Source organism: Candidatus Poribacteria bacterium (assembly GCA_016866785.1).
Taxonomy (GTDB): domain Bacteria; phylum Poribacteria; class WGA-4E.
In genome coordinates, this window is the sequence record VGLH01000065.1 from 1 (window position 1) to 22672 (window position 22672).

Annotated in this window: 20 protein-coding genes; 12 read left to right on the plus strand and 8 right to left on the minus strand. The window is 64.7% G+C overall.

What is annotated here, in order from left to right; genetic code table 11:
- From FJZ36_10755 to FJZ36_10770, 4 genes are all read left to right on the plus strand, one after another.
- A partial coding sequence (locus tag FJZ36_10755) for a hypothetical protein (protein ID MBM3215381.1) occupies positions 1-1184 on the plus strand: 1184 nt, incomplete at its 5' end.
- A 29-nt stretch (positions 1185-1213) separates the two neighbouring features.
- Positions 1214-3055: a DNA primase gene (locus FJZ36_10760; GenBank protein ID MBM3215382.1), complete on the plus strand. Its 1842-nt coding sequence runs from the start codon at positions 1214-1216 to the stop codon at positions 3053-3055.
- Positions 3056-3149: 94 nt separating this feature from the next.
- Complete coding sequence (gene rpoD, locus FJZ36_10765) at positions 3150-4958, plus strand: RNA polymerase sigma factor RpoD (protein MBM3215383.1); 1809 nt, start codon at positions 3150-3152, stop codon at positions 4956-4958.
- A 30-nt stretch (positions 4959-4988) separates the two neighbouring features.
- Positions 4989-5951 carry a lactate dehydrogenase gene (locus tag FJZ36_10770; GenBank protein MBM3215384.1) on the plus strand — a complete coding sequence of 321 codons (963 nt, stop codon included), beginning with the start codon at positions 4989-4991 and terminating at the stop codon, positions 5949-5951.
- Between the two features lie 141 nt (positions 5952-6092).
- On the opposite strand, the gene FJZ36_10775 is transcribed toward FJZ36_10770, so the two are convergent.
- A complete protein-coding gene (locus tag FJZ36_10775; protein MBM3215385.1) occupies positions 6093-6797 on the minus strand; it encodes a hypothetical protein in 705 nt (234 codons plus the stop codon).
- Between the two features lie 563 nt (positions 6798-7360).
- Here FJZ36_10775 and FJZ36_10780 point away from each other — a divergent pair.
- Complete coding sequence (locus tag FJZ36_10780; GenBank protein ID MBM3215386.1) at positions 7361-9307, plus strand: aconitate hydratase; 1947 nt, start codon at positions 7361-7363, stop codon at positions 9305-9307.
- Here the strand turns inward: FJZ36_10780 and FJZ36_10785 are convergent.
- From FJZ36_10785 to FJZ36_10795, 3 genes are read right to left on the minus strand one after another with little or no spacing between them, the layout of a single operon-like run.
- Positions 9285-9851, minus strand: coding sequence for a hypothetical protein (locus FJZ36_10785; protein ID MBM3215387.1), 567 nt, complete (start codon positions 9849-9851; stop codon positions 9285-9287). The genes FJZ36_10780 and FJZ36_10785 overlap by 23 nt on opposite strands.
- 16 nt (positions 9852-9867) lie before the next feature.
- On the minus strand, positions 9868-10443 hold the full coding sequence (locus FJZ36_10790; protein ID MBM3215388.1) for a GNAT family N-acetyltransferase: 576 nt from the start codon (positions 10441-10443) through the stop codon (positions 9868-9870).
- 17 nt (positions 10444-10460) lie between these two features.
- The gene (locus FJZ36_10795; GenBank protein MBM3215389.1) at positions 10461-11069 is read right to left on the minus strand and encodes a uridine kinase; all 609 of its coding nucleotides are present in this window, start codon (positions 11067-11069) and stop codon (positions 10461-10463) included.
- A 146-nt stretch (positions 11070-11215) separates the two neighbouring features.
- On the opposite strand from FJZ36_10795, the gene FJZ36_10800 reads away from it, so the two are divergent.
- From FJZ36_10800 to FJZ36_10820, 5 genes are all read left to right on the plus strand, one after another.
- Complete coding sequence (locus FJZ36_10800) at positions 11216-12268, plus strand: Gfo/Idh/MocA family oxidoreductase (GenBank protein ID MBM3215390.1); 1053 nt, start codon at positions 11216-11218, stop codon at positions 12266-12268.
- A 43-nt stretch (positions 12269-12311) separates the two neighbouring features.
- Positions 12312-13628: a hypothetical protein gene (locus tag FJZ36_10805; GenBank protein ID MBM3215391.1), complete on the plus strand. Its 1317-nt coding sequence runs from the start codon at positions 12312-12314 to the stop codon at positions 13626-13628.
- The gene (locus FJZ36_10810) at positions 12977-14776 is read left to right on the plus strand and encodes a hypothetical protein (GenBank protein MBM3215392.1); all 1800 of its coding nucleotides are present in this window, start codon (positions 12977-12979) and stop codon (positions 14774-14776) included. The genes FJZ36_10805 and FJZ36_10810 overlap by 652 nt, the downstream gene beginning before the upstream one ends.
- A 35-nt stretch (positions 14777-14811) precedes the next feature.
- Entirely contained in the window at positions 14812-15756 is a 945-nt protein-coding gene (locus FJZ36_10815; protein ID MBM3215393.1) for an HAD family hydrolase, read from the plus strand.
- 174 nt (positions 15757-15930) lie between these two features.
- The gene (locus FJZ36_10820; GenBank protein ID MBM3215394.1) at positions 15931-16674 is read left to right on the plus strand and encodes a hypothetical protein; all 744 of its coding nucleotides are present in this window, start codon (positions 15931-15933) and stop codon (positions 16672-16674) included.
- 3 nt (positions 16675-16677) lie between these two features.
- On the opposite strand, the gene FJZ36_10825 is transcribed toward FJZ36_10820, so the two are convergent.
- From FJZ36_10825 to FJZ36_10840, 4 genes are read right to left on the minus strand one after another with little or no spacing between them, the layout of a single operon-like run.
- Complete coding sequence (locus FJZ36_10825) at positions 16678-17856, minus strand: aldo/keto reductase (protein MBM3215395.1); 1179 nt, start codon at positions 17854-17856, stop codon at positions 16678-16680.
- A 52-nt stretch (positions 17857-17908) separates the two neighbouring features.
- Positions 17909-19411 (minus strand): 4Fe-4S dicluster domain-containing protein, encoded by a 1503-nt coding sequence (locus FJZ36_10830; GenBank protein ID MBM3215396.1) that lies wholly within the window; start codon positions 19409-19411, stop codon positions 17909-17911.
- Between the two features lie 2 nt (positions 19412-19413).
- Entirely contained in the window at positions 19414-20385 is a 972-nt protein-coding gene (locus FJZ36_10835) for a DUF362 domain-containing protein (GenBank protein ID MBM3215397.1), read from the minus strand.
- A 7-nt stretch (positions 20386-20392) separates the two neighbouring features.
- Positions 20393-21478 (minus strand): hypothetical protein, encoded by a 1086-nt coding sequence (locus tag FJZ36_10840; protein ID MBM3215398.1) that lies wholly within the window; start codon positions 21476-21478, stop codon positions 20393-20395.
- Positions 21479-21645: 167 nt separating this feature from the next.
- On the opposite strand from FJZ36_10840, the gene FJZ36_10845 reads away from it, so the two are divergent.
- Together FJZ36_10845 and FJZ36_10850 are read left to right on the plus strand one after the other, a co-directional pair.
- Complete coding sequence (locus tag FJZ36_10845) at positions 21646-22206, plus strand: flavodoxin family protein (protein ID MBM3215399.1); 561 nt, start codon at positions 21646-21648, stop codon at positions 22204-22206.
- On the plus strand, positions 22092-22672 hold a 581-nt coding region (locus tag FJZ36_10850; protein ID MBM3215400.1), incomplete at its 3' end, for a hypothetical protein. The genes FJZ36_10845 and FJZ36_10850, both read left to right, overlap by 115 nt.

Genomic DNA, 22672 nt, shown 5'->3' on the forward strand with positions numbered 1-22672 from the left:
ACCTGACCCGGATCATTCGCTACCTGACCAACGCTTCGCCCAGCACGCTCGTACTGCTCGACGAGATCGGCGCCGGGACGGACCCGGACGAAGGCGCCGCGCTGGCGATGGCGCTCCTGGACGGGTTCCTGAACCGGGGAGCCCTTGTGTTGGTCACGACGCACTACGGAGCGCTGAAGGCGTACGCCCACGAGAGCCCGCGTCTGATCAACGCTTCGATGGAGTTCGACCTCGACACGCTGTCTCCGACGTTCCGAATGCAGGTGGGCTTGCCCGGTAGCAGCCATGCCGTGCGCATCGCCGAGCGGCTGGGCTTGCCCCAGGACGTTCTGCAGAACGCGCGCGAGCGAATGGGCGCGGATTCAGTCGCCGTCGAGGATTTGATCGCGCACGTCGAACGCGTCCGCCAGGAACTCGACTCCGAGCAGCGCGACCTTCGCGGCGAGCTCGATTTGGCGCAGCGTCGTGCGCGAGAGCACGGCGAGCAGCTCGCGGAGTTGCGCGCGCGCCGACGGCAGTTGATCGAGGACGCCGAAGCCGAAGCTGGCGAGATCATCCGCTCCGCTCGGGCGCTCGTCGAGAACACTGTCAGCGACATCCGACGGAGCCAGGCTTCCAAGGAATCGATTACCTCGGCGCACCGCGCGCTTGCGGTGGCTCGGGAGGAGCTCCTTGAACGGCGCGACAACGCCACGGAGCGAGAACCTGGACCGGATGCCGGGCCTGCCCTCCTGCCCGGGAGCCCCGTCTATGTCAAGCCGATGCGGGCGGACGGCGAGGTCGTCGACGCGACGGACGATCACGGCATGGTGCGCGTGCGCGTAGGATCCATGACGATCGCGTTGCACGTGAGCGACCTGGAGCCTGTCGAAGGCAGAGAGCCGACGAAGCCCAAGCGCCGCGAAGCTTCCCCAGCGCGAGTCTCCAAAACCGCGACGATCCAGATGAGCCTCAACCTGATCGGCGAGCGTGTCGCGCCGGCTTTGGAAGCCGTCGAGAAGTATCTCGACGACGCCGTGCTGGCTGGGCTGGAGCGTGTCACGTTGGTGCATGGCAAGGGAACCGGGGCGCTGCGAACCGCCATCCATCAACGATTGCGCCAGCATCCCCAAGTGGCGGAGTACCGTCTCGGCACGCGCGAGGAAGGCGATGCCGGCGTGACCATCGTGACGATGCGAGCCTGAGCGTCTGTCCACGTACGGATCGGTTGGCTATGTATGCCGAGTGGGGAGGGCTGCCGGAGCGTGTGACCTCCACGGTCCGGCGAGGACGCGTGAGAAGCGAGCCAATGCCAAGCAGCCGCATCTCCAGCTCAGTCATTGAGCGCATCCGCGGGCGCATCGACCTTGTGAGTCTCGTGGAGGATGCTGGCGTCGCTCTGAGGCGCACGGGCAAGCAGTTCACCGGCAAGTGCCCCTTCCACCAGGACGACTCGCCGTCGTTCTCAGTCTCGCCTGAGAAGCAGCTCTACCACTGCTTTGGGTGCGGCGCCAGCGGAACCGTGTTCACGTTCGTATCGAAACGAGAGGGCATCTCGTTCGAGGAAGCCGTCGAAAAGCTTGCGCAGCGCGCTGGCATCCCACTGTCCGACATCCGCGAAGCCGGTCCGGCGCCGGAAGAGCAGCAGCTCGTTCAGGCGAACCGGTTCGCCCGCGAGACGTTCCATGCCGCGCTCCTGGATGGTGAGCTCGGCGCGCCCGGGATGGCGTACCTCCGCAAGCGTGGCATCCGCGAGGAGACGATCCGCGACCTCCAGATCGGATATGCCCCTGCGAAGTGGGATTGGCTCCTCACGACGATGGTCCGCAATGGCTTCCCGCCGGAGTTGCTAGTTCGCGGGGGACTGCTCCGCGAGCGGGAGGACGGCAGGCGGTACGACTACTTCCGCAACCGCATCATCTTTCCCATCGTCGATGGGCGTGGAGACTTGGTCGCGTTCGGCGGACGCGCCATCGACGACGCCGTTCCGAAATACCTCAACTCGCCTGAGACTCCCCTCTACAAGAAGAGCGAGGTCCTCTACTTCCTCCACACGGCAAGGACCGCGATTCAGGAGGAGGGGCGCGCCCTCGTTACGGAAGGCTATCTGGACGCGATCGCCCTCTACGAAGCTGGCATCGGGAACGTCGTCGCATCGCTCGGAACGGTTCTGTCCGAGACGCACGCGCGGATTCTCAGGCGGAGCGCCGAAGAGGTCGTCTTCGTGTTCGATGGCGACAGCGCAGGGAGCCGCGCCGTGATCAGCGGCGCTCCCGTGTTCCTGTCTGAGGGGTTCCGAGTCCGCATTGCGCTGCTACCGTCCGGCAAAGACCCGGATGACTATGTGCGTGAACAGGGCGCGGACGCCATGCGGCAACGCGTCGAGGACTCGGTGAACCTGGTCGAGTTCCAGATACGCAACCTGGCGGCGGACGTCGATCCGAATGCGCCCGAGACTCAGGCGCGACTCGTGTCCGAGCTGGCGGCGTTGCTGAAGTCGGTTCGGAGCCCGATTCTCCTGAAGTCGTACGGCAAACTCGTCGCCGAGCAGTTCGACATGGATCCAGAGGACGTCTGGGCGGAGCTGAGGCGACAAGGCGTCTCGCTCAAGACGCCTGCCCCCCGGCGCGACACCCGAAGGAAGGAGAGCCTCGACGCACGGATGAGCGTGGAGCGGCAGTTGCTCGCATGGCTGATCGCCATGCCCAGCGAGATCGAGGCTGCCTCCGAGCGGATCAGCCCATCGGACTTCGCTGACCCGATGCACCAAGAGATCGCTCGACTTCTGTGGTCCGCGTCGCAGGGGTCGGAACCGTTCGACGCACTGCTGCTAGTGGAAACGAGCTCGGACGACCACGTGCGCGAGTTGCTGTCGCGACTCGTGTTGGTGCGCCGTCCACCGGATCTGCCGTCCGAGATCGCGGGCTGCCTAGCCCGCATCGAGCGTGACATCCTGAGGCGCGGCGAACAGCGCCACTTGGAAGACCGTACTAAGGAGGATGATGTCGATGATCTGGTCGTCGCTCGTGAGCTTCTCGAGCTGACGCGCCAGCGTCGACCGTCGAAGTCGACGTGACAGTCGACATTGACCCCGTGTGTGATAGGCGGGTTCCCGCCCATCGGTCCGTTGTCGTGTGCGAGCTCCGCAATCCCGAGGAGAAGCGAGAAGCATGATTGCCCGTAGGAGAGTTCTCGGGCCCGAGCGGCATATGTCGCGCGTTGCCCGTCGCCGCTCTGAGAGCAACCTAGGTGCTTTCGACGACGCCGAAATGCTTCCCCAGGCGGAGGATTCAGACGAGTTCTACAGTCCATTCGGTTCCGAGATTGACGAGATTCGCATCGACCGCGGTCGTGGGTCTGAGGATGATGTTGACGACATCGGTTTCGATGCGTCAGATGCCGAGGAAGCCGACACCGGCAGCGACTTGGACGCGGACGACGATGGCGCGAAGGTCGAAGACGACGATGCGTCCGTCCTTCCTGTACTTCTGGAAACGGCTCCAGCCGATTGGGTGTCCGATGACCCGATCAAGGTCTACCTGCGCGAGATGGGCAAGGTGCCCCTCCTGACCAAACAGCAGGAGGTGTCCCTCTCGAAGCAGATCGAAGAGGGTCAGCGGATCGTCCAGGACGCCGTGTTCGAGACGCCCATCGCATTGACCGAAGTGCGCAAGCTACTGAACGCGATCATCAAGCAGAAGGTGCGCCCAGCCGACGTTCTCGACCTGCCGACTCAGAACCGAAGCAACCGGGGATCGCGCCACATCCGCATGGCGCGCGAAGCCCTCGAGACGATGAACCGATGCGAGCTCGATCTGCACCACATCAGGGCCCGGTTGCGGGATGGCAACGTGACGACTGTGGAACGCGAGTCGCTCGAGAACCAGCGTGCGCAGACGCGAGCCAAGCTCACGTCGACGCTTCGCCGGCTCAAGCTCAGCCGGGAGCAGGTGCACCTGATCAGCGACCAGGTGAAATGCCTGGCGGACCAGATGAGCTTCCCGCGCCAGCGCCTGTGGCATATCTCGCGCGAGACACGGCTGTCGGTCGATGAATTGATCGGCCACGCCCAGTCCAGGAACGTCGGGGCCCTGCCCGAAGGCGTGTCGTGGGACTGCCTGAAGTCGTACTACCCAGAGGTGATCCAGACGCGGCGCATCATCGCCCACCTGGAGAGCCAACTGGGGTTTGACTCGCAATACCTGAGCGAGCTCCGCAAGCGCATTCAGCGCGGCGAGGCGCTCGCAGCGGAGGCGAAGCGCGCCATCATCGAGGCGAACCTTCGGCTCGTCGTCAGTATCGCCAAGAAGTACTCGGTCCGCACTCCGAACCTCATGTTCCTGGACCTCATCCAGGAGGGGAACATGGGGCTGATGAAGGCGGTCGATAAGTTCGAGTACCGGCGGGGCTACAAGTTCAGCACGTACGCGACGTGGTGGATTCGTCAGGCGATCAGCCGAGCCATCGCGGACCAGGCGCGGACCATTCGCATCCCCGTTCACATGATCGAGACCATCAACCGCCTATCCCGGATCTCCCGGCAGTTCGTGCAGGAGCACGGTCGCGAGCCGAATCCGGAGGAGTTGAGCGTGCGCATGGACCTGCCCACCGAGAAGGTCCGGCAGATCCTCCGAGTCGCGCAAGAGCCGATCTCGCTGGAAACGCCGATCGGCGAAGAGGAAGATAGCCATCTCGGCGACTTCATCGAGGACAAGGACGTGAAATCGCCCGTGACGGAGACGTCCGTCACGATGCTGCGCGAGCAGGTTGCGGGCGTGCTGGACGCTCTCGATCCGCGAGAGGCGCAGGTGATCCGGCTGAGATTCGGCATCGGCGACGGGTGCCCTCGAACCCTCGAGGAAGTCGGGGCAGTGTTCAACGTGACTCGCGAGCGCATCCGCCAGATCGAGGCGAAAGCTTTGCGCAAGCTCCGTCACCCGATTCGGAGCCATCGACTTCGCGGGTTCGTCGAGTTCTAGGTTCCGCCCCGAGCCGGGAACCGAAGCGCCATGCCCAAAGTCGTGGCATTCACGTCGCTCATCGGAGAGCCCGCGCGCCTGCTGTTCGGCGCGGCTCCGCCGGGATACGACGTCGCGCAACTGAGACCCTCCCTCGACGATGGCAGTAAAGCGGCCGTCGTCCGCGACGCCGACTTCTTGATCCTGTTCCCAGGTTCCATTTCCGAGACCGTACTCCGCGCGGCTGGACGGCTGAAGCTGATCCAGCTCGTCAGCGCTGGATATGAGGGCATGCCGCTGAGCGTCTGCCGCGAGCTTGGCATCGACGTGGCGAACAATGGCGGCTCCAATGCGATCGACGTCGCCGAGCACACGCTTGCGCTGGTCTTGGCGTTCTATCGGCGGTTGACCGAGCTGGACCGGCGGATCCGGGGGGAGCCCGGCTTCGATTCGCGGACGGGTGAGACGACCTACACGATCGATGGGAAGCTCTGTGGGATCGTCGGGTTCGGGAACATCGGTCGGCGTGTGGCGCGGCTGTTCACGGCATTCGGAGCCGATGTCATCTATGCGGACGCGGTTCCCGCCCCGGAGGCGGTAGAGAACGAGCTCGGCGTCCAGCGCGAATCGCTGCACGAACTGCTCAGAGAGTCAGACGTCGTCACGCTGCACGTCCCTCTCACGAGTGCGACGCGCGGGCTGATCGGCGCTCGCGAGTTGGGGTTGATGAAGCCATCTGCCGTTCTTGTCAACACGTGCCGGGGCCCGGTTGTCGACGAACCGGCGCTCGTGGACGCCCTGCGCGCCCAGCGACTCCGTGGCGCGTGTCTCGACGTGCTCACACAGGAACCGCCTGCGATCGACAACCCACTGCTGACACTCGACAACGTGCTGCTCACGCCCCACACGGCTGGGATCACGTTCGACACATGGGAACGCCGAGGCAGATTCATCTTCGAGAACCTGAACCGCGTCTGGGAAGGTCAGGAGCCCCTCGCCCGAGTCCTCCCCTAACGCTGATTCGACGAGAGCCCGCCTGTACTCCAACCATACCGAATCCGGGGCGCGCCGTGCGCCAACATGTTGGGCAAGCGAAACGGCAGCCACTCCCGAGGGAACGGCTGCCGTTGATATGTCTCGCGATTCAGGTCGTCGCTAGCGCCTGCGGCCTGCAGCCTTTGCAGGAGCAGCGATGGAGAACGTGAAGGCTTCGTCGGCGGCAGCGTTGCCGGCGGCGTCCTTCGCGCCCATCGTGCTGACCGTGTAGGTCTTGCCAGCGGCAAGCGGCGCATCTGCCGTGAAGGTCAGCATCATGCCATCGACGAGGCTCGAGCCAGTGACGGCCGCGCCAGAGTCGTCAGCAACTGCCAGCGTACCTTCGGCAAGGTTCTCCGAGTAGGTCACCTTGACGGCAGTGACGGCGCTGTCGGCGGGCAGCTCGCCCGTCGGCTCGACGCCCTGAACGACGGGAGCGGTGGCGTCCATGTACTCGAAGACGACCGTGGTCGTCGACGCCTTGTCAGGCGGATTCAGCACGCCGATCTTGACGGAGCCCGGCTCGTGAGCCGGCAGTTCAGCGCTGAGGGAGGTCGCGCTGTCCATCTTCGTCGCGACGGGGCTGTTGTTGACGGTGATCTTCGCGCCCTGCTTGAAGTTCTTACCCGTGACCTTGACGGTCGTGCCGGTCTCGGGACCGCTCTGCGGGTCGATCTTCTCAACGGTGGGCGTCGGATTGCAGGCAGACAACGCAAGCACGAGGGCGGATACCGTGGCGATACCCGCGTATTTGGCCATGCCCATTTTCGAGCACTTCTCGCTTTCCAAGCTCCCACATGGGGAACTGAACGATAGACGAAGCATCAGACGAGATGCACGCAACGACTAACGTGTGACGACCCGCCGACGCTGTTGCACTCGACGTCCGAGTGGGCGCAGGCGGCGACCCAAGGTCAACGCACATCGGGTGGATCGACGTCCACCTGTGGGACGTCAGATCACTTCCTTGTGGCTCTCCGGTACGCCGGCACGGCGTCTCGAACCCTACGGCTCGACGAACCACGACATCGCTGCGGCAGCGCGTCCATTCAACGCCTCAAACACACCCTCCTGGTGCGTCCGATGGAACCGGAATCCGGCTCGGAACCGCCCTTGGAAGCGCTCTCAGGACGCGAATGACAACGCTGTGTACGGAAAGCGTCGACACCCGCTTTCGCATGCAACATTCAAAATGATGACCCATCTGCCTACGGTTTGCAAGGCTATTTGGTCGCATCATCTCGACGCGCCACGCGCCGAGGCTCGTGTTCGCGCGGGTTGGCGGCTCCTTTCTGAGCAGCGGCGCATTGACACAACGGGGTCGCGCCGAATATGATGGAGAGACGACTGATGCGCGGCAATCCCGGAAAGGACGGTGGATCGCACCCATGGGCCTCTCGGTAGTCGGCAAGATTCTGACGCGTCACTTGGTGACGGGCGAGCTGGTTGCGGGTGAGAAGATCGGCGTTCGGATCGATCAGACTTTGACCCAGGACGCCACCGGCACGATGGCGTACCTCGAGTTCGAGGCGATGGGCACGCAGCGAGTGCGGACCGAGCTGTCCGTATCCTACGTCGACCACAACATGGCGATGTTCGGGCCCGAGAACCACAACGATCACCTCTACTTGCAGTCGATTGCCGCGAGGATCGGGGCGTATTTCTCACGAGCGGGCAACGGCATCTGCCATCAGGTACATCTGGAGCGCTTTGCCCGTCCCGGCAGGACTCTCCTCGGGTCGGACTCGCACACGCCGACAGCCGGCGGCATGGGCATGGTGGCAATCGGCGCCGGCGGGCTCGATGTCGCCCTCGCCATGAGCGGAGCGCCGTTCACCATGGAGGCTCCGCGAGTCATCGGGGTTCGACTGACAGGTCGCCTAAGCCCGTGGGTGGCAGCCAAGGACATCATCTTCCGCGTACTCGAGATCCTTACGACCAAGGGCAACGTGAACTGCATCATCGAGTACTGCGGACCCGGCGTCGAGACGCTCAGCGTCCCGGAGCGCGCGACCTGTACCAACATGGGCGCCGAGCTCGGCGTGACGACCTCGGTATTTCCGTCCGACGAACGGACCCGCGACTACCTTCGCGCCCAAGGCAGGGAGGACATCTGGGAGCCCTTGAGCGCCGACCTCGACGCCACGTATGATCGAGTGATCGACATCGACCTATCGACGCTCGAACCGTTGACATCGGCTCCGTCCAGCCCGGACAACATCGTGACGGTCCGCAGCGTGCAGGGCAAGGAGATCCATCAGGTACTCGTCGGCTCCTGCACGAACAGCTCCTATCGCGACCTGATGATCGTCGCCTCGATGCTCAAAGGGCGGACGATCCATCCGCGCGTGCAGATGGGAATATCCCCCGGTTCGCGGCAGGTCTTCGAGATGATCGCGGAGAACGGCGCGCTGGCGACGCTGATTGGAGCCGGATGCCGCATCTTGGAGTCGGCATGCGGACCTTGTATTGGGCAGGGGCAGTCTGCCGGTGATGATCGTGTCAGCTTGCGCACATTCAACCGGAACTTCAAGGGCAGAAGTGGAACCAAAGACGATCAGGTCTACCTGGTTAGCCCGGAGACAGCCGCTGCGTCGGCGCTCCAGGGCGTCTTCACCGATCCTCGCACGCTCGACATGCCGTACCCGTCGTTTGAGTGGCCCAAACGGTTTCGCATCGACGATGCCATGATCATCCCGCCGCCGGCGGACGGCAGCGGCGTCGAGGTCATTCGGGGTTCCACCATCGGCGACCCTCCCACCAACTCCACGCTTCCAGACGATGTGAACGGCAAGGTGTTGATCAAAGTCGGCGATAAGATCACGACCGACCACATCATGCCTGCGGGCCCGTTCCTCAAGTTTCGGTCGAACATCCCGGCTTACTCGGAAGCCGTGTTCTACATCTTCAACGAACCGGACAAGCCCGCATTCTTCGAGCGCGCGGCGGAATGGCGCGACCAGGGCGGACACGGCATCATCGTCGGCGGCGAGAGCTACGGACAGGGATCGTCTCGCGAACACGCCGCGATCTGCCCGATGTACCTGGGAATCAAGGCGAAGATCGTCAAATCCATCGAACGGATTCATTTGGCGAACCTGATCAACTTCGGGATCGTGCCGCTGCTCTTCGCGGCTCCCGACGACTACGACGGGATCGACGAGGGTGATCGTTTGTCGATCGACGGCATCGCCGCTCAACTGCGCGCCGGGACCGAGATCATGGTGCGGAACACGACGAAGGACACCGCGTTCCGCACGCGGCATACGCTGACAGACGAGGAAGTAGAGATCGTTATCGCGGGCGGGAAGCTCAATCAGGTGGCGTCTTCTTGACGCCCCGGGCGTGAACCAGCCGTTCGACCGCGTCGTCCAACTCGGATCGTCGGCGCACGATCAGCGTCTGCCCCGTAGGCACGCCTGCGGCGCATGCGTCGGTGCGCATGCGTTCGACCTTGCCCTGACGCTTGTAGCCCCATGCCCACAGGGGCAGTTCCCACAGGACAGACGGGAATGGCTCGCCGATGTCGCGGACGTTGGCGGGAGCCGGAGTGACGCCGCGCCATCCGAGCCGACGACCCAAGGCTCGATGTGTCAGTCGGAGGAGGTTCGTCCGGAACGGCAGGTCGAAGAGCACGACCCACTCGGCGCGAGCGAGAACGATATCGCGGACCCGCGAGTAGTTCCCGTCGATGATCCACTCGGGCTCCGAGGCGATCTGCGCCACGCGTGTCCGGAACTCGTCGGTCGGGAGCTCTTCCCAGCCCGGTTGGTGGAAGACATCGTCCAGGTGGATGACCGGGAGCTCCAGCAGGTTCGCAAGCCGTCGAGCAGTCGTTGTCTTTCCAGAGCCCGGCGCTCCTAGGATCGATATCCGCACGACAATCGCTCCACCATCAGTCGGTCATGCGCCATTCACCGCGCAAGGCAGCGTAGATGAGCGTGTCTCGTCGCCCGTCCGCCGTGGGTGTGTCCGCGCGTAAGCGCCCTTCGAGCTTCATCCTCGCCTTCTCCGCGACGCGAGCGCTCGCTCCGTTGCGCGCGTCGCAGTGCCACTCGAGGCGTTCCCACGACCAGGCGTCCGAAAAGCCCCATGTCAGGAGCGCAGTCAGGACGCGCGTTCCCATGCCCTGATGGGCTGCGTCAGCGCGGACCCACATGCCGATCTCCGCAGTGCCGGCGGCTCGCGGACGACCGCGCGGATGGAATCCGGTCCCTCCTAGGAGACGATTGCCTCCCACATCGAAGATGCCCAACGTGTAGTCCTCGTCGAGCAGGTACCGAGCACACGCGTGGCGGCAGAACGTGTCCGCCTCGTCGTCGGACGCGTCGAGTTTCGCCCAGGGCATGAAGGTCTTGAGATGCTCGTAGGAAGCGCGGACAGCTTCCGCCAGTGCGCGTCCGTCGCCGGGCTCGTACCGGCGCACAGCGAATGCCTCCGTCGTGAGGCGATCAGGCGCGGACCACCGCATGGTTGGGCTTACCCCCTTCACGAGTTCTGCGCCACCAGCCAACGGATCCCGGCGGCAACCGTCGCCAGCGCGGCTGGGTTCTCGTGGTGGTAGGGTATGACGAGGTCCGCGTGTCGCTTGGCTGCCTCGGTGTAGATGGGGAAGTTGGGGATCACATCGCGGCGATACCAGGCGATCGCGGTAGCGAGGTCGCCGCCGCGTCGCTGGACATCGCGTTCGAGGCGCCGCAAGACGCGTTCGTGCGGATCGACATCGAGGAACAGGCGAAGATGGGAAAGATCGCGTAGCCGTTCACTCCACAACAACAGGTGTCCCTCGACCAGGATGACCGAGGAGGGCTTCACGACTCCGTCGCCGCGTCGAGCTGCGACGGATCCCCCGGATTGGAGACGCTCGATGTCGCCGCAGAGGACGTCCCACTCGACGGCGTCCGGGTGATTCGCCGTGCGAACTCTCTCGCGCTCCTCCGGCGGATAGACGGACCAGTCGCGGAAGTAGGCGTCCTGATGTAGCACCACCGGATTCATGTCGTCGAGTGCCTCGCTCAGTCCAGACGTGAACGTCGTCTTGCCGGACGCGGACCCACCGCAGATGGCTACCGTCACCGGAACTCCCAAGCGCGCCAATGTCTATCCTCCGAGATCGACTGCCGAAATGCCGGGTCGATGATACACCCAGATCGCGAGGGGCGCAGGTGTGTCTTTGATGGCGACAGCCGTTCACTGGTAGAATCCGTCCGTGTGCAGCGTCCGACAGACTCAAGGAGTGATCGATGGCTGAGAAGAAGCGCTGCTTGATGATCGGCGCAGGCGGCATGGCAGGCGGCTGGATTCGTCACTTCTTCCCGAACTTCGCAGACCGCATGGAGATCGTGGCACTGGTCGAGATCCGCGAGCAGGTGCTCAAGGACCAGGGCGACTTCCTGAACCTGACGCCGTCGCAGAGGTTCACGAACATGCACGACGCATTCGCGTCGGTGGACGCGGATTTCTGCACCATCGTGATCCCGCCGGCGCACCATCGTGAAGCCGCAGTTGGCGCGGCGGAAGCTGGGCTGGACATCCTGAGCGAGAAGCCCATCGCCGACACGTGGGAGGACTGCCTGGCGATTTGCCAGGGTGTGCGCGACGCAGGCGTACGGATGCAGGTCGTCCAGAACTATCGGTTCACGCCGCGCATCTTGACGATCCAGAAAGCCGTTCGAGAGGGACTGATCGGCGAGCCGAACTACATCATGGGAAGGTTCGCTGCAGACTACCGACAGCGCGGCGCCTGGGGCATGTTCCGGCATGAGATTCCGCACAGCCTGCTGGTCGAGGGGTCCGTCCATCACTTCGATCAGATGCGGAACCTTGCCGGAGCCGACTGCAGCACGATCGCGGGCTGGGAGTGGAACCCAGGGCACGCGAGTTTCGACGGCGAGTGCTGCGGCACTTACGTGATGCGCATGGCGAACGGCTTGTACGCACACTACGAGGGCAACTGCCTCGAAGCCGGTTCCCAGAATAGCTGGCACGCCGAGTACTACCGGATCGAAGGGCAGGCGGGCGCCGTCGTGCTGGACCGCGACAACAAGGTCGTGCTGCTCTCTCACACGCCGGGCTCGGGAGTTCTCACGCACGAGTTGCCCCTGGTCAGCGTGGAGTGGGATGGTCACAACGCCATCGTGAACCAGTTCCTCGACTGGCTGAACGGCGGGCCCGAGCCGCCGACCGTCATCTCGGACAACATCAAGAGCGCCGCGATGCTGTTTGGCGCGGTCGAGGCATCGGAGACGAACCAGACCGTCGACGTCGAAACCAAGGCGCGTGAAGCCCTCGGCTAGCATACCGACGGATCGCCGCGCACCAGGCGACAGGAGGCTGAAGATGCGAGCTGGCGCAGCGCAAACGAACATCACGCCGCTGCTGGGTACGTCGTTGGCGGGCTATTTCCACGACCGCAAGGCGAGAGACGTTCGCGACGAGCTCCACGCCAAGGCGATCGTGCTGGACGACGGCGACACGACCGTCGCGTTCGTCATCTGTGACATCATCGCCCTTCCGGGCGAAACCGTCCGCGCCGCTCGTGACATGATCGAAGCCACGTGCGCGATTCCTGGCGGCAATGTGCTGGTGGCGGCGACGCATACCCACACGGGCCCGTCGCCAGCGGGCTTGTTGGGAACGCCCTGCGCGGAATCGTACATGGCATCTTTGCCCGAGCGCATCGCCGACAGCGTGCGACGCGCCGCTGCGCGGATGCAGCCTGCCAAGTGGCAGGTGCGGCTCGGACAGGAGACGCGCCTCAGCTTCAACCGGCGGTTCCGCATGAAGGATGGCTCCGTCGTGATGAACCCCGGCTACAGGAACCCTGAGATTGTCGAGCCGGTGGGGCCCATCGATCCCGATGTAGCCGTCCTGCATGTCGTGAACGCCGAAACCGGCGCGGGCATCGCGCTCCTGGCGAATTTCGCGCTGCACTACGTCGGCGGATCACCGGGCGACTGGATCAGCGCCGACTACTTCGGCATGTTCGCCGAGACGGTGCGGGAATGGTGCGGCGAGTCGTTCGTGGTCGCTCTCGCCAACGGATTCTGCGGCGACGTGAACAACATCGACGTCAACAACCCACCGACGAGGCATGGCGGTTGGGAGCAAGCGGAGCATGTCGCTCGACTGCTGGCATCCAACGTGATCGCGCTGATCGACCGAGGCGACTTCCAGGACGCTGGGACGCTGTCCGTCGCTCGCGAAGAACTGACGATCCCCGTCCGGGCGATCACCGACGCGATGCGACGAGACGCTCGGCGCGTCCTTGGGGATCGCTCTCCCGACGACCCGTCGGACGGTTACTCGCGCGACGAGCTCTATGCGCGCGAACTGCTGCTCCTCGACGCGATGCCGCGCCAGGTGACCACCGAAGTGCAGGCGATATCGCTCGATGGCGTCGGGTTCGTCGGGCTGCCAGGCGAGGTGTTCGCGCAGTACGCCGTAGACCTCGCCGCCCGGTCGCCGCTCCGACCGCTGTTCAAGATCGAGCTCGCGAACGACTACGTCGGGTACGTCCCTACGCGAGCTGCATTCGACGAAGGCAGCTACGAGACCTGGCTCGCCCGGAGCAGCAAGCTCGTGCCGGAGGCGGGCGAGATGATGGTCGCCGCCGCGGAGCGTCTTCTGTCGGGTCTTGCCAGCGACCGCGTCTGACAGCCATCGACGGGACACCGCCCGTGGGCAGCACTCGGATCGTCGTCTTGGGCGGATACGGGCGAGCCGGGAGCGCCATTGCGCGGCTGCTGCTCCGACGCACCGGCGCGGACGTGGTCATCGCCGGGCGGAACCTGAGCCGCGCAGAGGCGCTTGCCGACGAAGTCAACGCCGAGTGCGGGGCTTCGCGAGCGTCGGGCGTGTGCGCCGATGCCGACGACGCCGTAGGGCTCGAGGGCGTGCTGTCCGGGGCCCGAATGCTCGTCGTCGCCTCGACGACGGTCGCGTACGTCCGTCAGGTTGTGCGAGCGGCGCTCCGTGCTGGTACGGACTATCTCGACATCCACTATCCGTCCGCAGCGTTCGCGGCGTTGAAGGAGCTTCGCGGCGAGATCGACGGCTCTGGCCGCTGCGTGATCTCGCTGGCTGGCTTCCATCCCGGTCTGCCGTCCGTTCTCATCCGATTTGCCGCCGCGCGGCTCTCGCGGATCCGCGCGGTGCAGTTGTTCCTGGCGATGAACGTCCGCGTTGACGATACATCGTCCGTGGGCGAGATCATCGATGAGATCGCGGAGATGCGCCCAGAGGTCTATCGCGCCGGTGCGTGGCGCGCGGTTCCGTACCGGGAGTGCCTCACGCGCGACCTGGGCCCGCCGTTCGGCGAGCGACGCTGTTTCCCGGTGGCGATGGAGGAGGTGCGAGGGCTCCCGTCATCCCTGGTAATCGACGAACTGGGAGTCTACGTCGCCGGGTTCAACAAGTTCGTCGATGGCGTCGTCCTGCCGCTCGCCGCAATCGCGCCGCACATCGGACAGGGGTTCGGACGAGCGGCGCTGTCGAAGTGGATGATATGGGGCATCCGGCGGTTCTCGCCGCCACAGCAACGGTCGCTGGTGCGGCTCGAGGCGACCGGAGAAAACGAGGGTGGGCTCGCGCAACTCCGTGTCGAAGTGGAGCACGACGACGCGTACGTCCTGACTGTGGCGCCCGTAGTCGCGTGTCTGGAGCAGTATCTCGACGGGTCGCGGTCCGTTCCGGGGCTCCACATGATGGGTCACCTGGTCGACCCGGCGCGACTTCTGCAGGACGTTGCTAGTATGGGCGTCCGTGTGCGCGTGTCTGAGGGCGACGCGGCTTCGGGCGCCTGAAGGGCGACGATAGGGTCCCGACACGAGGAGGCGCGATGGATCTGGGACTTCCCGCCGTCGACGGAGTGTGGCTGCATCCCATCCGGGAGCGCATCGACCGACTGATCCGGTCTCGCGGTCGAGGTTCGCCTCTGCATGGGAGTGGACCACAGCCGGTCGCCGCGTTCGACTGGGATAACACGGTCATCCTGAACGATATCGGCGAGGCGGTCTTCTTCGAGCTGGTCTCCTCGATGCGATTCCGCTTCGATCTCGATGACTTGTGGAACCTGGTGCCTGCGGACCTGGAGCCCGACTCGCTACGCTATCTCTGGCGCGAGGCGGCATCCAGCGAGTCGATTCGCGACGACTTCCGCGTCCGGTTTGCCTGCCTCTACCATCGAACCATCGAGTCGATGGGAGCCCGGGAAGCGTATGCGTGGTCTGCCAAGCTCCTGGTCGGGATGCGTCCTGCAGACGTGGCTGCCGTTGTCGATGACGTGATCGACCGAGAACTCGCCTGCCCTGTGAAGGATGAAACCTGGCGCGCGAACAGCGGGCTATCGCTGACGGTCGCGAGAGGAATCCGGGTCTTTGCCCCGGTCGTACGGCTGATGGACGAGCTGCGCGACGCCGGTTTCCGGGTTGTCGTCGTCACGGCGAGTCCGCGCGTCGTCGTCGCGCGCTTCGCACGCCGCATCGGCATCGACGGCGGCGATGTGTTCGGAATGACCAACGGCATCGAGGACGGGCTGTTCACGGGCGAGCTGGTGCCTCCGATGACCTACCGTGAGGGCAAGGTCGCCGCCATCGAACGCTTCACAGGCGCTCTGCCCGTCTTCGCCGTTGGCGACGCTGTGACGGACGACGCCATGCTCTGCGCCGCGCGAGACTCGCTTGGCGAGGCGCTTCTCCTCGACAAGGGAGACGTGGAGCTCCGGGCGGTCGCCGGACGTGAGGGCTGGCTCGTGCAGCCACGATGGACCCACGACGGTTCCTGACCCAGGACGGTGGATAGCCAGCCATGGATCGCCGATTCCGCGACGGGCGGAATCGCGTATCCCTGACGATGGTTGAGGGACGCCAAGGCGTCCGTGGCGCGTCTTGCCCGACCACCTCGGTAGGCTATCACTCTAAGCGTGCCGGAGTGCCCTACCGAGACAAGGAGATGCCGAGTGAGCGAGACGTTCCGCAGCGACGACTGGGATCACTACCGAATGGACTACCGGAATCCGTTCAAGGAGCTCGAGCCCCTCGACAGCGAGATTCGGGTCGTTGGCGACGCTCTCGCCATGCTGGAGTCGGTTGGGATACTTCCCCATACGCGCTACGACGGCAGCAAGCTGCTGGCGCATCGCCGCGCCGTCGCGGAGCGTTTCGATATCCCGTGGACGGCGATCACTCCTCGGATGCAGCGACTCCTCTACGCGATCAACGCGATCATCCAACCGGAGAACATGATCGCGGCAGGTGTCTTCTGCGGTAACACCTTCATCTCGAACGCTGGCGCGGGTGTTGGACCCGGAGCGTGTTACACGGCGAAGAACCTGATCGGCGTCGAGATCCGACCGGAAGAGGCGGAACGCGCAGAGCAGAATGTGCGCAAGATCGATCCGACCGGAGTCGCGTGCGTCATCGCGGCGGATGCCATCGACGTGGTGCGCGACTTCCCTGAGCCAATCCAAGTGCTCTACCTGGACGCCGACGGCGACCGCGGACGCGGCAAGGGCATCTACCTCGAGATCCTCGAGGCGTGCTACGACCGGTTGGCGCCGGGCGCTGTGGTGCTCGCCCACAACAGCGCCAACGCCGCCGACCGCCTGCGAGACTACACGACCTTCGTGCGCGATCCCAAGCACTTCAGCGCCAGCGTCAACGTCGTCTTCGACGTCGAGGGCTTGGAGGTCAGCGGGCGCTGACCGCTACGCCAACGCGGACTCCGCCTCGCGCAGCATGTCGCCGATGGCGAGACCATGCGGACAGGCCGCTTCCGCCGCTGAGAAGTCCACGCCAGCGATATCGCGGGACGCCGACGGCAGTTCCCGATAGAGCTCGCGAGCCAACTCACGGTCGCCGTAGCCGTCGTGGTACATTCGGAAGCGCAGGATGTCAGCAACGGCAACCATGCCACCGCACGCCGACTGACAGAAACTGCCGCAACCGCGACAGTACAGATGGTCCGTTTCGGCGGCATAGCGCTCCAGCAGATTCCACTCGGCGCGAGACAGCTTCCGGTCCTTGGCGGCGGCGGCGTTGTCCGTGACCTGCTCCAGGTTCGCCATCTTCGAGACGGCGACGTTCACGCGCCGATCCGCCCAGACCGCCTTGAGCGCCACCAGCGGCTTGGCGACTCCCTGAGCCTCGAACTCGTCGAACCGTGGCACTGCGCCTGCGCCCGTCTTCATCGCGACGATTCCGACTTCCGCCTTGGCGCACAGGTCGAGCGCCTTCGCGAGCGCGTCGTCGTCGTAGTCGCGGAAGTTGTATTTGATCATGAACAGATCGACGAAGCCGCAAGACGCCGCCTTCTCGAGGACGGCGACCAGGTTCGAGTCGTGGCACGAGAACCCGAAGAACCGCACCTTCTTCGACTTCTTCAGCGCTTCCGCCGTCGCCTTAAGCTCGTCATCGAGCCGATCCGGGTTGTTCAGGTTGTGCAGGAAGAGCGCGTCGATGTAGTCCATCTGCAATCGCTCAAGGCTGGCATCCAGCCGCGACGCCAGGTTGGACGGGTTGTGGTCTCCCGACTTCGTGACGATGAACGCCTTCTTGCGCTCCACGCCGCCGGCTGCGAAGACCTTGCCGATCTCACGCTCGCTGTTGCCGCCGTCGTACCCTTCCGCCGTGTCGATGTAGGTCACGCCCTTAGACATGGCGGTTGTCAACAGGCGCGGAGCCTTGGCGACGGTTCCCGATCCTCCGAATCCGAGAATCGACACCTTCTCCTTGGTCTTGCCGAGAACCGACAAGGGCATACCGTCCGTGCCGACAAGAGCCTTGTCGGCTTCAGCCGCCCCCCTGGCGGAACCCGCCACGGCGAGCGTGGCTCCGGCGACGCTGGACTTGATGAGAAACTCTCGACGAGACCATCGAGTGGTCATCTGGTGGTTTCCTTCCCTAAGCAGAGGATCGCGGACTCGCGGAACGGTGCGGCTAGCTGGTGAGAAGCAGGCGACGGTCGGTCGAACGCGTTTCGCCGACGGCGGTCACGCGGACGGCGCGCTCGTCGCGCACCGGGCACTCGTGCTCGCAGATGCCGCACCCGATGCACCGGGTGGGATCCACGTAGGGACGATGGAGCTCCAGCGCCTGTCCGATGCGCGTCGTCACCGTGACAGGTCGCGTGAAGATGGCTTTGGGCGACACCGGACACACCTCTTCGCAGACGACGCAGGGCGTGTCCATCGCCCACGGGAGGCAACGACCTCTGTCGTAGAACGCGGTTCCGAGGCGGACGCGTCCTCGCTCGCTGAACTCGCCGAGCCCGAGCTTCTGCGGGATCGAGATGCGTTGGATCGCGCCGGTCGGACAGACTTGCCCGCAGAGCGTGCAGTTGAGCTCGCAGTAGCCCATACGCATGTTGAGGATCGGGGTCCAGATGCCTTCGACTCCGGCTTCGAAGAGCGCGGGCTGGAGCGTGTTCGTAGGGCACACTCGCAGGCATTGGTCGCACTTGATGCAGCGTTCCAGGAATAGCGATTCCGCCACCGATCCTGGCGGGCGAATGACTTGCTTGTCGAAGTCCTTGGTGGTCGCGCCGCTCCGGCGAGCGAACGGGAAGAACAGCAGACCCGCGACGCCGGCGAACAGCAAGCGCCGACGCGCAACGTCGGGGTTCGTCACCTCGCCGGATCGGTCCGGGAGGAACCGGAACGCGAGGGCATCTTCCGGGCAGTCGTCGAGGCAGTTCATGCAGACGAAGCACTCGGACTTGCGGAGCTTCGCCTGGGGATCGCTCGCCCCCTCGCAGAAGCTTCGGCAGAGATCGCAGCCGTTGCACTTCTCGATGTCGCGATGGATCCGCCAGAGCGAGAATCGCGACAGCACACCGAGCGTCGCCCCTAGGGGGCAGAGCGCTCGGCAGAAGAAGCGCGGGATCACCAGATTCATGCCCACGAAGAAGACGAACAGGAACCCGACGACCCACGCCAGTCGGAACTCGTAGGGGCGCACGTAGACCGACTGGGTGAGGGTGTCGAGCGCAGGCAGGATCGCGACCGTCAAGGACCGCGACACCGTGGCAATCGGGTCGAGAAGCCCGATCTGCAGGCTGCCGAAGAGCGCGGCGACGACCATCGCCGCCAGCAGGTAGTACTTGAACGCGTAGAGGGGACGATACGAGTTGGCGATCAACCGACGCCTTATGTTCAGGTTGCTGGCGATCCAGCCTGTGAAGTGATGGATGGACCCGAAGGGGCAGATCCACCCGCAGAAGATCCTGCCTAGCAGCAGCGTCGGTATGAGCAGCACGAGCGACCATAGGAGCCCACGATACAGGCTGTGGGTCGTGATTGCCGTAGCGATGCCTACGAGGGGATCGGCTTCGAGGAACAGGGAGACGGGGTAGCCTCGCAGGTGACCGAACTCCGTGACGAACGCGAAGAACGCGAACAGCGCGAAGAAGACAGCCTGCGAGACGATACGGATGCGGGCGATCCTCATATCGTCACCTCGCGCCAGACTTGCGACCGCCAGTCACGGTTCCCCAGACCTCGCGAATGCGCCTGTTCGAGGTAACCGATGGTCTCAGGGCCCGTTTGCCGGATGCCCCGAAGCAGCTCGTAGCCGAACGCGTCGACCGCCACCATATCGACGCCGACGACTACCGTGTCGCCCGGGGCCACATCGCTCAGACTGCCGCCAGTCGGTCCGTTCCGTACCAGAACGCGCGTGCCGTCGAGCACGACGAGCGTCGGCTTGATCATGTGCGGGAAGTCGGAAATGATGCCGTGGATGTTCTGGTGGAACCGGTTCCGCCCGCCTCCGAGCAACCCGTACCAGTTCTTCATCGTCATCGACGCGTAGCACAGGTTGTGGTCCTTCAGCGGCGCGACGCCGATCACCTTCGTGGCACGCGCGAAGGGCCCGAAGAACATGGGCCAGGTGTCGGTGAGGGTCTCCCCACCGATGTAGAGCTCCTCGAACTGGCTCGCGAAGGGATAGGCGATCTCGGCTCCGGCGTCGAGCGCCGCCTGACGGATCCCCGACTTGTGGAACGAGCTCTCCGGCTGATTGATCGGGTTGTCGGTAACAACGATCTTGCGGGCTCCCGCCTCGCGGCACTGTGCGACGACAGCGGTCAGCACTTCCGGGCTCGTCGTCGTACCGAGACGCGGCGGACGGTCGAACGCGGCGTTGACTTTGATGACCACATGGTCATTGGGCTTCACGAATCGCCCGATCCCGCCCATTTCCCCGAGGGCAGCCCGCAAGAGCGCGTCGGGCTGCGTCCCTCGCGCGACTGCCATCCGCACGTCGTTGGCTCCCAGACTCACGGCGAACGACGGCAGCGTCTGGCGGCGGACGCGGTCGAGGACAGGTCGATTGTGGAGCATCACGCCGCCGATGGCTGCGCCGATGGCGACCGCTCCGGTCGAGCCCACCCGTTTGAGGAATTCGCGTCGATCCATGGGCGACCTACTTCAGCGCGTTTCGCAGCAACTCGGCGACTGACTCAGCGGCGGCTTGGTCGGTGGCTGCCGAGACGCCGCCCACGACGGTTCCGCGCCGGAACACGATGTCGTACGAGCCGCCGAAATCTCCAATCGTGAGACCACTGCTGCCCTCGACGGGCTCGCCGAACCGATCGATGTACCCGACGTACTGCTCGAACAACGCCTGGGCAGCCGCGTCGTTCTTCGCGCGCGTCAGGAACGCAACGACCTCGGCATCGCCCGACCGGTACTTGGACGTGTAAACGTCTTTCAGGAATGAGATGCCGAGGGCGTCCTTCGCCTGATACTGGAATGTCCCGGCAATCAGTCCAGCCTTCGGAAAGGCGTCCATCGCCCATGGACGCTGCGTGCTCGCCGGCTGCGCGCTGGAAATGGATCGAGCCAGCGCGTCAGCGGCTTGGCGCACGGCGGGAGCGTCATCCGACGGCAGGAGCTGCGTGTAGTAGCGTCCCTTCCTGAAGAAGATGCTGGCTCCGGCGCGGTACCCTTCGTCCCCGTAGCTGACTGAGCCGCCCGGCGACCGTTCGATGGAGAAGATGCCGAGGGCGTTCGTGTCGGTTCCCATGTCGTACACGTAGGCGTCGATGAAGACGCTCGGGTCCGACGAACGTGCGATCCCGACCGTCTCCATGCCGACGACGCCGTAGGATAGGTACTGCTCCGCGCGACCGTTAATCTTGATGTACAGGTTGTCCGGCGTGTAGCGCTCGACACGTCCCATGACGCGCCAGCCGGAGGGAAGCGTCGGTGGAAGGAAGCTGCCGCCGGCTCCGGCCGAGGCGTCCTCGTCTGTAGTCGGGGTGACGATGTCGCCGGAAGACTGGTCGTCGGGCGCTGGTTCGGCGTCGAGAACCGGAAGCACTTCGGACGCGGTCAGAAGCGACGGATCCAGCGCGAAAACGTTGGGATCGTATCGCTTGCCCTTGGTGTAGATGGATACGACGACGACCGCGAGCAAGACGAGGATTGCCGCTCCCGCGATAGTCTCCCGCGTGGAGACATGCGGGCGATAGTTCCGCCGTCGCCTCTGGTTGGCGAACCATCTCATCGTCTGTGCGCTCGGTGGGCAGCGAGACCTGACACGACTGTCAATACAGGAGTAGCCGCTGAGTGCGCGCTGCGTAAGGTCGAGGGATGCCTGTTGCTCTGACGGGCGCGCGGCGTTAGGCTTCGGATCGCTGGACAACGCGACACACCGCCACGGAGGGTAGCGACTTGAACGTCCTGCTGGTCTACGGCAGCCGCAATCCAGAAGGGCAGACCGCCCGCGCAGGAGCCGCCTTGGCGCTCGGACTCAGCGAGATGGGCGCGTGGAGCGAGGCGGTCTTTCTGCCGCTGATCGAGGTGGAGCGATGCCGGCAGTGCGACGACAACGGATGGGGCACGTGTCGGTCGGAAGGCGTCTGCGTCATCGAGGACGACTTCGCCGGAGTCGTCGAGCGCATCCGCCGCTCCGACGCTGTCGCGGTCTTAACGCCCGTATACTACGGCGACCTGAGCGAAAGCCTCCGAGCGTTCCTGGATCGACTGAGACGGGTCTGCACGCACGACGACGGCAAGGTGGGAATCGCTGGCAAGCCGTGCATCGGAATCGCCGTCGCAGGGGGAGGCGGAGGGGGATCGCCGACGTGTCTGGTGAGTCTCGAGCGCGTGCTCGGGACATGTGGATTCGATGTCCTCGACCTCGTGCCTGTGCGCAGGCAGAACGCCGACCTGAAGGCGAGCGTGCTCAAGACGACGGGAGCGTGGCTCGCCAGAACCGGAGACAAGCGGTGATTCGGGCGATCCTGTTAGGGGCTGGGCGCGCCGGAGCATTCCATGCCAACTCGCTGAGAACCTCGACGCGATACCAAGCCGTGTGCGTCGTGGATCGCGACACGTCCCGCGCGACCGCCCTGGCGGACGCTCTGGGTTGCCCGACAGCGTCGGACGCGGCAGAAGCCTTCGCCCGGCATGATGCCGACGTCGTGATCGTTGCAACGACCACTCACACCCACACGGAACTGGTTCTGGCTTCCCTGTCCGCCGGGTTCCACGTCTTCTGCGAGAAGCCCCTCGGCACGCTCGATCAGGTCTGCGAGTGCTACCGACTGTCCAGGTCACGGAATCGATCCCTCATGGTCGGCTTCCAGAGGCGGTTCGACCCCGAGTTCCGAGAGCTGCGGCGTCGGCTCGGATCACAATCGCCGCAGATGCTGAAACTCACGTCGCGGGACGCGCCGATCCCGAGCCGAGCGTACCT

What these genes read in the sequence shown, in the direction of transcription:
- FJZ36_10760 (MBM3215382.1), top strand. Translation starts at nt 1,214, where the DNA reads ATGTATGCCGAGTGGGGAGGGCTGCCGGAGCGTGTGACCTCCACGGTC.
- rpoD (MBM3215383.1), top strand. Translation starts at nt 3,150, where the DNA reads ATGATTGCCCGTAGGAGAGTTCTCGGGCCCGAGCGGCATATGTCGCGC.
- FJZ36_10770 (MBM3215384.1), top strand. Translation starts at nt 4,989, where the DNA reads ATGCCCAAAGTCGTGGCATTCACGTCGCTCATCGGAGAGCCCGCGCGC.
- FJZ36_10775 (MBM3215385.1), bottom strand. Translation starts at nt 6,797, where the DNA reads ATGCTTCGTCTATCGTTCAGTTCCCCATGTGGGAGCTTGGAAAGCGAG.
- FJZ36_10780 (MBM3215386.1), top strand. Translation starts at nt 7,361, where the DNA reads ATGGGCCTCTCGGTAGTCGGCAAGATTCTGACGCGTCACTTGGTGACG.
- FJZ36_10790 (MBM3215388.1), bottom strand. Translation starts at nt 10,443, where the DNA reads ATGCGGTGGTCCGCGCCTGATCGCCTCACGACGGAGGCATTCGCTGTG.
- FJZ36_10800 (MBM3215390.1), top strand. Translation starts at nt 11,216, where the DNA reads ATGGCTGAGAAGAAGCGCTGCTTGATGATCGGCGCAGGCGGCATGGCA.
- FJZ36_10805 (MBM3215391.1), top strand. Translation starts at nt 12,312, where the DNA reads ATGCGAGCTGGCGCAGCGCAAACGAACATCACGCCGCTGCTGGGTACG.
- FJZ36_10810 (MBM3215392.1), top strand. Translation starts at nt 12,977, where the DNA reads ATGGTGCGGCGAGTCGTTCGTGGTCGCTCTCGCCAACGGATTCTGCGG.
- FJZ36_10815 (MBM3215393.1), top strand. Translation starts at nt 14,812, where the DNA reads ATGGATCTGGGACTTCCCGCCGTCGACGGAGTGTGGCTGCATCCCATC.
- FJZ36_10825 (MBM3215395.1), bottom strand. Translation starts at nt 17,856, where the DNA reads ATGACCACTCGATGGTCTCGTCGAGAGTTTCTCATCAAGTCCAGCGTC.
- FJZ36_10835 (MBM3215397.1), bottom strand. Translation starts at nt 20,385, where the DNA reads ATGGATCGACGCGAATTCCTCAAACGGGTGGGCTCGACCGGAGCGGTC.
- FJZ36_10840 (MBM3215398.1), bottom strand. Translation starts at nt 21,478, where the DNA reads ATGAGATGGTTCGCCAACCAGAGGCGACGGCGGAACTATCGCCCGCAT.